General features: G+C 61.0%; 10 protein-coding genes and 1 pseudogene. 9 read left to right on the top strand and 2 right to left on the bottom strand.

The features are described 5' to 3' along the window. From ACFQU0_RS19740 to ACFQU0_RS19725, 4 genes and pseudogenes are all read left to right on the top strand, one after another. A partial coding sequence (locus tag ACFQU0_RS19740; protein WP_465262197.1) for an ABC transporter ATP-binding protein C-terminal domain-containing protein occupies nt 1-370 on the top strand: 370 nt, incomplete at its 5' end. Between the two features lies 1 nt (nt 371). Continuing rightward, nucleotides 372-1,076 carry an ABC transporter ATP-binding protein gene (locus ACFQU0_RS19735; protein WP_382203636.1) on the top strand — a complete coding sequence of 235 codons (705 nt, stop codon included), beginning with the start codon at nt 372-374 and terminating at the stop codon, nt 1,074-1,076. Then, nucleotides 1,073-1,561: a GAF domain-containing protein gene (locus tag ACFQU0_RS19730; RefSeq protein ID WP_382203634.1), complete on the top strand. Its 489-nt coding sequence runs from the start codon at nt 1,073-1,075 to the stop codon at nt 1,559-1,561. The genes ACFQU0_RS19735 and ACFQU0_RS19730 overlap by 4 nt, the downstream gene beginning before the upstream one ends. 339 nt (nt 1,562-1,900) lie before the next feature. After that, nucleotides 1,901-3,358: pseudogene (locus ACFQU0_RS19725) on the top strand (IS5 family transposase). Nucleotides 3,359-3,489: 131 nt separating this feature from the next. Here the strand turns inward: ACFQU0_RS19725 and ACFQU0_RS19720 are convergent. Together ACFQU0_RS19720 and ACFQU0_RS19715 are read right to left on the bottom strand one after the other, a co-directional pair. Then, nucleotides 3,490-3,948 carry a helix-turn-helix transcriptional regulator gene (locus tag ACFQU0_RS19720; protein WP_382203633.1) on the bottom strand — a complete coding sequence of 153 codons (459 nt, stop codon included), beginning with the start codon at nt 3,946-3,948 and terminating at the stop codon, nt 3,490-3,492. Nucleotides 3,949-4,231: 283 nt separating this feature from the next. Then, nucleotides 4,232-4,624 carry a VOC family protein gene (locus ACFQU0_RS19715; protein ID WP_382203631.1) on the bottom strand — a complete coding sequence of 131 codons (393 nt, stop codon included), beginning with the start codon at nt 4,622-4,624 and terminating at the stop codon, nt 4,232-4,234. A gap of 755 nt (nt 4,625-5,379) precedes the next feature. On the opposite strand from ACFQU0_RS19715, the gene ACFQU0_RS19710 reads away from it, so the two are divergent. From ACFQU0_RS19710 to ACFQU0_RS19690, 5 genes are all read left to right on the top strand, one after another. Further along, nucleotides 5,380-5,745 (top strand): hypothetical protein, encoded by a 366-nt coding sequence (locus tag ACFQU0_RS19710; protein ID WP_382203629.1) that lies wholly within the window; start codon nt 5,380-5,382, stop codon nt 5,743-5,745. A 29-nt stretch (nt 5,746-5,774) separates the two neighbouring features. Continuing rightward, complete coding sequence (locus ACFQU0_RS19705; protein WP_382203627.1) at nt 5,775-6,494, top strand: hypothetical protein; 720 nt, start codon at nt 5,775-5,777, stop codon at nt 6,492-6,494. A gap of 136 nt (nt 6,495-6,630) precedes the next feature. Beyond that, on the top strand, nt 6,631-6,837 hold the full coding sequence (locus tag ACFQU0_RS19700) for a hypothetical protein (protein WP_382203625.1): 207 nt from the start codon (nt 6,631-6,633) through the stop codon (nt 6,835-6,837). A gap of 10 nt (nt 6,838-6,847) precedes the next feature. Further along, nucleotides 6,848-7,678 carry an SIR2 family NAD-dependent protein deacylase gene (locus ACFQU0_RS19695; RefSeq protein ID WP_382203623.1) on the top strand — a complete coding sequence of 277 codons (831 nt, stop codon included), beginning with the start codon at nt 6,848-6,850 and terminating at the stop codon, nt 7,676-7,678. A 63-nt stretch (nt 7,679-7,741) separates the two neighbouring features. Further along, nucleotides 7,742-10,066 (top strand): PD-(D/E)XK nuclease family protein, encoded by a 2,325-nt coding sequence (locus ACFQU0_RS19690; protein ID WP_382203621.1) that lies wholly within the window; start codon nt 7,742-7,744, stop codon nt 10,064-10,066. The last annotated feature ends 58 nt before the right edge of the window (nt 10,067-10,124 follow it).

Below are 10,124 nucleotides of genomic sequence, written 5' to 3'. Positions count from 1 at the left end.
AGCAGTTCTACAGTCTGGCAATCTGAGGTCGACGCCATCCACTGATTCAGCACGCCCCTCCTCGGCTAATGCGACACAACCGAAGAAGTTGCTGGAACTGGGCCGCATCCTGATGCTGGAGCCGCGCTGTGTGCTGCTTGACGAGCCGTATGCGGGTGTCAACCCGGTGCTGATCGAGCAGATCTCGGAACGGATCGCCGAGCTGCACGCGCAGGGCATCGGGTTTGTCATCGTCGAGCACAACCTGCACATGCTGGCCAAGCTGGCGTCCAGCCTGGTGGTGATGGACCGCGGCAAGCTGCTGGCCCAGGGCCGGCCGGCCGAGGTCATGGCGGACGAGCGGGTCCGCGAAGCGTATATGGGAGCCTGACGTGACGGTATTGCATGTAGAGAACATAGGTGGTGGCTATTCGGAGGTGGACATCCTCAAAGGTGTCGAACTGCAGGTCTCGGTCGGCGAGATCGTCACCGTGGTCGGCACCAACGGTGCCGGCAAGTCCACCCTGATCAAGGCGGTGATGGGGCTGTTGCCGCGTCTGGCCGGGCGCATCCTGTGGGAAGGGCAGGACATCGCCCGCGCATCGACCGAGCGCCGGCTAAATACGGGCATCGGCTATGTGCCACAGGTGGCCAATGTGTTCGCCAGTCTCACGGTGCACGACAACCTGCTGGTGGTGCAAGGTGTGCCGGAGGTCCGGCGGCGGGCGGCCGAGATGTTCGAGCTGTTTCCCGCGCTCCAGCCCTTGGCGCAGCGCCGGGCTGGCGCGCTGTCGGGCGGCGAGCGGCAGCAGCTGGCCTTTGCGATGGCCTTGATGTCGCGTCCCCGGTTGATCTGCCTGGACGAGCCGACGGCGGCGCTGTCGCCGGCACTGGTCAAGACCGTGTTCGACCAGATCGTGCGCCTGCCCGAGCTGGGCTGTGCTGTGCTGATGGTGGAGCAACGGGCCCGCGAGGCCCTGCAGATCAGCCAGCGTGGCTACATCATGGACCAGGGCCGGGTGGCGATGTCCGGGCCGGCGGCGGGCCTGCTCGACGACCCGCGCGCGGTGGAGCTGTACTTGGGGCACGAGGCATGAATCAACCGGTACCGGACACACGCAAGTGCCTGGAGCACTTCGCCTGCGCCACCGAGATGTGGCGACGCGAAGGTACGGGCGCGCTCTACCGCGAGATCGAGCGCGCCATGGACGACCTCGTGGGCCACAAGCTGCTCACCATCCTGAAGCTGGAGGAAAGCCGTCTACACCGCATGCACACCAGTGACCTGGCCCGCTACCCGGTGGGGGGTTACAAGGACATCACCCACGACCGCTGGCTGACGGCCATGCTGCGCGACGGCACACCCATCATCTCCGCCGATGCGGACGCAGTGCGGGCGCGCTTCTACGATCACGAGACGATTTTTGCCCTGGGCTGCGGGGCGGCCATGAACATCCCCATCGTGGGACCACGCGGCACCCTCGGCAGCCTCAATCTGCTGCACCAGCCGGGCTGGTTCGCGCCCGAGCACGTGCGGGTGGCCAGGCCGTTTGCGCTGCTGCTGGCGCTGGCCTGGAGCTAAACACGCCCGCCCAACGTCGCGGCCGGCGTGAATGAGAGTGATCCAAACTGTGGGAGGCACCTGGTGGAGAAAGTCGTATGGCGCCTGGTCGAAAGCGTTGGACTGCAAGCTGCACAAACACCCAAAGGCTGGCGAACAAAATGATCATCAAAGCCTCTGCGGATTGAGTAGTCGTCTCTGAATAATCCCCGGAAGCCGCATGAAAACTGACCTTCTGAGGTGATTGCGGATGGCCGGAACTCCCAGTTTGAATTCCAATAGGGGTTGATTTCTGGGAGTTCTGTTGTGCTGTTTGCCTGCCCCGCCACCGATGATTTCTTTCGCTCTCGCATCGACCACATGATCGACCTGCGCCACCCGCTGGCGGTGCTGGCTTCGCGCATGCCCTGGCAAGAGATCGAAGCGCGGGTGGCGCAGGTGTTCTCTCGCAAAGGCCGCGCCGGTGTGGCCATGCCCGACTTGGATCTTTTTGGCGAACAGGTGCAGCGAGCACCAGTGGCCAGCAACGCCGGGCGCCCCCGCGTGCCGCTGCGCACCATGATCGCGCTTCTGTACCTCAAGCACGCGTTCAACGAGTCCGACGAGGGCGTGGTGGCCCGCTGGGCTGATACGCCACGCTGGCAGTTCTTCTCTGGCTGTGCGTACTACGAAGACCGCCGGCCTTGAGGCGCCACCACCTTGGTCAAGTTCCGGCAATTGCTGGGCGACGAAGGCGTGGAAGAACTGCTGGCGCAGACCATCAACGTGGCCGTCGAACTCAAACTGATCAAGCCGCAGGAGCTGACCCGCGTGATCGTGGACAGCACCGTGCAGCACAAGGCGATTGCCCACCCCACCGACAGCCGCCTGCTGGAGACCGCCCGGGTCAAGCTGGTCGAGGCAGCCAAGGGCGCCGGCATCGATCTGAAGCAGACCTTTGCCAAAGAGGGGCAGCATCTGAACCGCAAGGCCGGGCGCTATGCCCACGCCCGCCAGTTCAAGCGCATGAAACGCGCCATCAAACGCCAGCGCACCATCGTGGGTCAGCTGCAGCGCGAGATTGAGCGCAAGGCCATATCGGCCAGTACGGCCATCGTGGCTGCCGTGCGGGAAGCACTGGACGAGACTTTGAGCAAAGCCCATCGCATCGTGTCCCAGAGTGGCCAGCGCAAAGCCACCGACGGACAACGCAAGCTCTACGCCTAGCATGCGCCCGAGGTGGACTGCATCAGCAAGGGCAAGGCCAGAACACCTTACGAGTTCGGGGTGAAGGTGGGCATTGCCAGCACGCTCAAGGGCAACCTGATCGTGGGGGCCCGGGCGTTTCACGGCAACCCGTATGACGGCCACACCCTGAACGAACAACTGGAGCAGGCGGCCATCCTGATGCAGGACAGCAAGGCAAAGCCGACAACAGCGTTCGTTGATCTGGGCTATCGGGGCGTGGATGCACAGAACCCAGATGTGCACATCGTGCACCGGGGCAAGAGCAAACGCATCAGTGAGCAGGAGAGAAAGCTGCTCCAACGCCGCCAGGCGATTGAGCCCATCATCGGGCACCTCAAGGCCGATCACCGCATGGATCGCTGCCACCTCAAGGGTGAGCAGGGCGACCGGCTGCATGCGGTGCTGTGTGCGGCGGGGTACAACATCCGCTGGCTGCTGCGCATGATCGTCAAGAAGGGGGTGCCCTTCTTGCAGCGGCTGTATTTGCGTCTGTGCACGATGGCCGGCACACAGCCGAACGGTTGGCTGACACTGCGCACTTGGCTGGCGGGCGCACCGCGCTGGCCGGCATCACGCGCAGTCGGGGTGTGAAATGAATATTTCAGGACCGACTAAGGAATGGAACCGGCCATCGCCCAGCGGTGTTTGTGGCACAGGCTGGGATACCGGTGCGCGTTTGCGCGCGCCCCACCGGGTGGATGAATAGGTCTTGTATGCCTGGCTCATTCGTTCTGTGCTTGCAATCTCGCCTTCACCGCACGTTTGCCCAGTTTGAGCGCGGCGGCAATTTGTTCCTTCTGGGCTGCTCGGGGTTGAACCTTGCCCGACTCCCATTTGTAGACCGACAGGGATGATGCGCCGATCAACCGCGCCATCTGTGCCTGGGTCAAGCCGAACTCAGCGCGATGGGCTGCCAGTTGTTCGGCATTGAACTCGAATGGCGCACCACTGCGTTTGGCTGCGGTCACCTTGGGTTCGGAGGAGGAAGCTGCGACTGGGGGCCTCGATCCCTTGTGCAAACCTTTGACGGCACTGGTGAGTGCCTTGACCTCGCGCTTGAGGGCGGCAATCTCGGACCGGTGGGCGCTGGTCAGTTTGCGCAATGCTGCGATCTCGCCCTTGAGTTCCTTGCGGGCCACACGGGCGATTTCTTGTTTGAGGGCGTCGGCGATGGTGCTCATGACGCAAGATATTACGCCGCATGGTCATTCGGAAGTGCCGTGTCGGCGACGTTGCGACCTCCCCTTGCATCGGCATCCTTCTGCGTTCACCAGGAAAAGTCGCCGAATGTCAGGGGTGAGAATGATCTTTCGTGGCTGACTGAATGTGTTTGTTGCAACGGTTGAAGTCGGCCAGCCGGCGGCCACCCCAGTCTGAGATCGGCCAGGATCAGCCAACGGGCGGTGCATGCTCTGGTCCGCCCAGAGCCGGTGTCAAGGCAGGCACCATTCGCTCACGCCGGGCTTACGCGGGCCGGTAGACCGCGCATAGCTTGTTGCCATCCGGATCGCGCACGTAGGCCAGGTGCATGGCGCCCGGTTTGTCCTCTCGGGGGCCAGGCGCGCCCTCGATCGAGGTCCCGCCATGCGCGATGGCGGTGTCGTGGAATGCTTGCAGCTGCTCAGCGGATCGACATTTGAAGCCGATCGTGCCGCCGTTGGCGTGAGTGGCCGGCTGGCCATCGATAGGCTGGCTGATTCCGAAGGTGCTGCCGTCGTGGCGGTAGAACAAGCGAGACTGTCCGGTCCCGTTCACGTTGAGCACGCCCTCTCCCGCGCCCAGCACGCGGAGCACGGCGTCATAAAAGCGTTTGGCCCGTTCAATGTCGTTGGTGCCGACCATCACGTGGTTCAACATGTCTAGCTCTTTCGTTGAAGTGTTCTCATGGCCTGCGGTGTGCCAGTGGCGCGAGTCTACGCTGAGTGTGATCACGGTCGACCATTGATGCGACAGTCTGGCGCTCAGTGCCTGAAGCCGATATCCCAGCGCGGCCGGCCGGTGTGCAGCGATTGCTGCCGGTCGACTTGAGCGGGCGAGCTCACGCTGACTGGCACGAAGCCGTCGCTCGCTCTGCCGGCGACAAACCACACGAAGGACAGCTCAACGGGTACCGCGGTCAAAGGCCGGCGCACAACGAAGCTGGCGGCCGGTGACCGCTTACTTGTCTGTCATTTTGGCGATACCGACTCTGTTGCGATATTCGCACTCGCGTACGGTGCGCAACAATGATCCATAGACGTTTTGGTCGTCATCTTCTGTATTTTCAGACTCCCGAATAAGCCTCGGACCGTAACGCCTCCTGGGGTTGAGGAGAGGACTTTTTGGGATGCGAGCTGACGTCGGACGCCACCAAGGCCTTTCACTGTGCTGCAGCTTGATGCGCAGGGAGGCGGAGTATTTAAATACCTCCTGCAATAAACTCGTTCTCACACCGTATGAGGTGCCGAACGCAATCACGTCCAAACTTCAAGGCGGCCAAGTTTTGATCGGATCTATTCAGCATGTTTGAACCAAAGAGGTTGACCAGCGCGTTCCAGTGGGTTTCACCTGAGAAGCGCAAAAGCCCATTTGGACCAATGCCTCCAAGGAAGGCTGAAACAAGAACGCCTCGATTGTGGCTCGCCCGCCGGGCGGGTGAACTGTATTTGGTGAACGAGTCGGAAGAGGTTCTCGAACGCGTCAGCGCTTCGCCCATTGGGTGGCTTCGGTTGGGATACGAGGAGGGGGGGGCGCCGTTGAATCAACCTACCCCGTGCATTGACTACCACGATGTTCCCGAGGGTGCTGCTGTGAAGGTGGCCGAATACGACGACTTTTATGATTTAGATTTTGATCTGGGGGTGAGTCTTGTGATTCAGTCTCAAAGAATGGGCTGTGTGGAACTGCAAACCCCATTGAACAAGGGCGGTGTGAAGGAGACGGTGCTGCTTTGGAGCAACGGTGACGTAGGAGCCGGTGTGTTTAGGAGCCGGTGTTAAAACGATCTTGTTTGCACGAAAAATACAAAATGAACGACATAACAAATGGATTGAAGCATCGATTTGCCGTGCTGCTCCACGACCTCGATCCCATCAACAGCTATTGCCATGCCATCCTGGATATGGAGGACTACTATGAGTCATCCGCCACCAAGATTGTGGAGTTGCACGCGATGGGCTTACCCTTGCGCCAAGCCGTATGCCAAGTCTTCGACAGCGACTTTTGGGAAGGTTGCCTGCTCGAAGCCAGGCGGGTGGTGAACCTGGACACCTTGACCTCAGCGCTCGAAGCCGAAATGCAGCGGACAACCAATGCGATGGCGTCCGAGAGCCTGCCTGAGCTACACCGCGCGTTGTTCGATCGCTTCATGTTGCCAATACCACGTACAAGTCGCTGGACCTATTCGAGCTTCTTGCAAGCCTTTCCGGATCAGCTTTCGCAGGACTGGAACGACATGGGCTACTTCGACCTACGTGCGCAGCCATTACCTCAGCTCGCTGACAGCACCAAGCCGGGAGAGGACATCGACGCGCAGGAGGATGAGGATATCTGCGTGACATTTCTCGCGGAGCGCTCTGTGCCTTTTGCTCCGGACGACATGCCGTTTCTGCATCAGCTCTTCTTTGAGAAGATCATGCGACGAGTGCCTGTGGAAATGCGAACCAGCTTTGAAGCGTTCAAGCAGCAGGTATCCCACAGCATCGCAACACCAGTGGAATCGCAAGTTCTCATGCATACGCCAGCGTGAAGAGGGTACAGGCGAGCAGCGGATTGCCCGCCGTGTATTGCCTTCATTTTCTGACGTTGCATGAGGATGCACCACATGTCGACGTTCATGCCGTTTCTGGCGCTTCACCTCGTGATGTCTCAAAGGAGTTTCAGCAATGGCCATTCTCAACGCGGTCCAACGAGGACAAGTGATCTACGTCTACGGCGAAAAAGGTCGGCAGATTTTCACGGTCCCGGCAGGTCATGGCCCAGACGATGGTCTGAAGGGCTACACGTCAGCTTCGGTCAACGTGCGTCGTGGGAGCGCGATCTACACCTACGACGAGAGAGGCCGTCAGACTGGCACGGTGCCTGCCCGCTAAAGGGATCACGATGGACGATCGACAGCATGCCTTGACCGTTGCTTGGGAATGGATCCGTGACGCCGATGCCCTGCTCATTTGTGCTGGCGCGGGAATGGGGGTGGATTCAGGGCTGCCCGACTTTCGAGGGCCAGAAGGCCTGTGGCGCCAATACCCAGGACTGGCCCGTGCCCAACTGAGCTTTCAGGAAATTGCCAGCCCATGGGCTTTTCAGCATGACGCGGCACTGGCATGGGGCTTCTACGGACACCGGCTGGCGATGTACCGGCAAGCACAGCCGCACCGGGGATTTCAGCAGTTGCTCCAATGGGGTGGCGCCAAGCTACACGGCTGCGCGGTGTACACCAGCAACGTCGATGGACAATTCCAGAAAGCCGGTTTCCGTTCAAAGCCTCTCACCGAATGCCACGGCTCGTTGCACTTCATGCAATGCACCCAACCCTGCGGCGAGCAGGTTTGGTCCGCAGATGACTTTGTGCCAGAAGTCGACTTGGCCACCAGCCGACTCACCAACAGCTTGCCCCGTTGTCCGCGCTGTGGCGCATTGGCCCGTCCCAATGTCTTGATGTTCGACGACTTGAAATGGGTTGATCACCGCGAACGTGCTCAGCGCCAGGCTCATGACATCTGGCTAGAACACCCAAAGAACGGACTGGTTCTGGAAATCGGCGCGGGCGATGCCATTTCAACGGTGCGTTCTCATTCCAAATCAAGGCTGGCGCAGGGGTGGAGAATGATCCGTGTCAATCCCGCTTCACCGTTGCATGCATCGCCCCACACGCTTCAGGTTGACATGACGGCCAAAGCCTTTTTTGAGGCAATGGCGATTTTCGAAGCGTAGACCGAATGCCCCAAGCAGTCCTTTGACAATGGACCCGCACGCCAGCATGAGGGCTTTCGTGCGATGCTTTCTGATGGGCAAGGCCGCGAGTTGCAAGGTTGGGTGGCACCAGAATCGTGGCAGAGATTCGATGCACCGGATGCTGCCTGGCTGAACACGCTGACAATCCAGATATTGACCACGGGCGCTGACCGGACACACAAGGCCAACACAATGCACATACGCTTGGGACTGCACCTGGATGGGCAGCGAGGGGATGCAGTTCAATCTGAGCTGGACAGTTTGACGACGGGGCCGCTCGGTCTGCTCAATGTCCTTGAAACCCAGCTGGGTCTGCTGCGGTTGGAGCCCAGCACATCGGACCGGATTTTGCAGGTTCGGGAAATCTTGGCTCGCCTGGACGACCCAAATCGCTTCTATCACCGCAGTTTTGCCGTGGATGCACTCGGCACTGCAGCCACCTTGCTGGCGTGGTGCGACCTGTGGCACTTGCACGGTTGGAGCACTGGAGCTGGCACCGCTCTGGCGGCATCTCCATCCAGGCGGTTGAGAGACATGGCAGCCTTGCTGGCCGAGACGGCGGACACGCACAAGCTGGCGGCTGGCGTGGGCAAACGGCTTGCCCTGGTGAAGACCGCTATGGCGGTGACCAGGCCTCGCATTGAACGCCTCACCCTTTGCGAGCCGCTCTCACACTGGCCTCCTGCTTGGCAGCAGGTGCTGTGCGAACTGCAACTTACTGAGCAGAGCGGCATGTGTCCTGCAGCTCAAGAGGGCACGTTGCTGGGCGATATCCAGCAGGCCTTGTTGTCTCAAGACGGTGGGACGAAGGCGACCCAATTGCGCTGGCGCGACGATGGCAGCGTCTCGGTGATGCAGGCTGAGACGGGCTGGCTGGCAGCCCAAGGTCTGGCTCAACACCTGGCGGACCAGGCTACCGACACGGTGCTGTGCGCCCCCCAGGTCGGCGTTCTCGATGAGGTGATGGCCGCAGCGCAACTCCCGCGTCAGGGGTTCAAAGAGTCCAACGGCTTTCGTCCTGCGCTGCAAGTACTGCCGCTGGTGCTGGGCCAGTTGTGGAAACCGCTGGATCTGTACGGCCTTCTGCAGTTTCTGACTCACCCCATCTGTCCTTTGCCCTGGGTGGCTCGCTCAAAGCTGGCCGAGATGGTGGCTCGCTCCCCCGGCATCGGTCAGGGGCCGGCTTGGGACCGTGCTTTGGCTGACATCGAAACTGCCTGCGCCGCTTCAGGCAAAGACTGGACGGAGGTCCGCGAGCGAATTCGACAGTGGATCGAGCAAGAACGCCATGACCCAGTGCAGGGGGCCCCTTTGGCTGCTGTGACCGAGCGTCTGAATGCACTGGCACAGTATTTTCAGGGGCGTTTGCGAGACACCGATCCGGCCAAACAGATCGCGTTCACCAGCGGACTGTCGCAGACGCTGACGCTGTTGCGGGCATTGAAGGCATTGGCACTGCAAGGCGAAACCCACATTGCCGCACAGCCTCTGCAGACGTTGTTGGCTCAGGCCACCGCGCAGGGGACCACCCATCCGCTGCTGGTGGCCCAGGTCAGCGCCTGTCGAACCGTGACGCACCCAGGGGCCGTCGTCGACGAGGCCGAGCAGGTGGTCTGGTGGCAGTTGCAGGCGCCACCTGATCTGGCCGGCTATCCCTGGTCTCAGGCCGAACTGGCCGAATTGCACCGCTCGGGCGTGGCACTGCCCCCATTGGATGATGTGCTCGCTCGCGATGCGCGCGCATGGCAGGCCCCCGTTCTGGCGGCCAGGCGGCGCCTGGTCTTGGTGCTGCCCCCACCTGGTGAGGAAACGCACCCGTTGTGGCTACTGCTTGAGTCGCTTTTTGAGAAAGGGCATGGCCCTGCCATCCAAGCGATGGAAAACAGCCTGACCGATATGCGGCTGGCTCCTGTGGCGTACAGACCGCTCCCTCCTCTGCAGCGGTGGTGGCAACTGCCCCCTGGGGCAGACATCCCGAGGCGCAAGTCGGAGTCCTTCTCCAGTTTGGAGTCGTTCCTGTTCAATCCCTTCCAGTGGGTGCTGAAATACCCCGCTGCGTTGAACACCAGCAGCATTCTGGATGTCAGCGAGGGCGTCCTGCTCTACGGGAACCTGTCACACCACCTGGTCGAGCGCTACGTGGCAGAGCCCTTCGCTCTCACACAGGCGGACAGCGCTTTTGACGCCTGGTTTGATGCAGCCTTTGAAACCCTGATTTCGCAGGAAGGCGCCGTTCTGCAAATGCCCGGTCGGCAGGAGGAACTCGCCTCGTTCCAGCGCAAGCTGAGAAAAGCCATGCACCGGTTGCGCAGCCAGTGGCGAGCGGCCAAGGTGGTGTCGGTACTGTTGATTTCCACCGAATTCTGACCCACCGTTTCCATCCAATATTGACCCACCCTGGATAGAGCCCTGAGGGGCTCACGGT

It is taken from the genome of Hydrogenophaga defluvii, assembly GCF_042665235.1.
GTDB classification, from domain to species: domain Bacteria; phylum Pseudomonadota; class Gammaproteobacteria; order Burkholderiales; family Burkholderiaceae_C; genus Hydrogenophaga; species Hydrogenophaga defluvii_A.
Note: the sequence above shows the minus strand (reverse complement) of the source record. Positions and strands in the feature narration are given on the sequence as shown.

Excerpts from the sequence above, each read along its gene's own strand:
- ACFQU0_RS19730 (WP_382203634.1), top strand. The coding sequence starts at position 1,073 with ATGAATCAACCGGTACCGGACACACGCAAGTGCCTGGAGCACTTCGCC.
- ACFQU0_RS19690 (WP_382203621.1), top strand. The coding sequence starts at position 7,742 with ATGCTTTCTGATGGGCAAGGCCGCGAGTTGCAAGGTTGGGTGGCACCA.
- ACFQU0_RS19695 (WP_382203623.1), top strand. The coding sequence starts at position 6,848 with ATGGACGATCGACAGCATGCCTTGACCGTTGCTTGGGAATGGATCCGT.
- ACFQU0_RS19720 (WP_382203633.1), bottom strand. The coding sequence starts at position 3,948 with ATGAGCACCATCGCCGACGCCCTCAAACAAGAAATCGCCCGTGTGGCC.
- ACFQU0_RS19715 (WP_382203631.1), bottom strand. The coding sequence starts at position 4,624 with ATGTTGAACCACGTGATGGTCGGCACCAACGACATTGAACGGGCCAAA.
- ACFQU0_RS19700 (WP_382203625.1), top strand. The coding sequence starts at position 6,631 with ATGGCCATTCTCAACGCGGTCCAACGAGGACAAGTGATCTACGTCTAC.
- ACFQU0_RS19705 (WP_382203627.1), top strand. The coding sequence starts at position 5,775 with ATGAACGACATAACAAATGGATTGAAGCATCGATTTGCCGTGCTGCTC.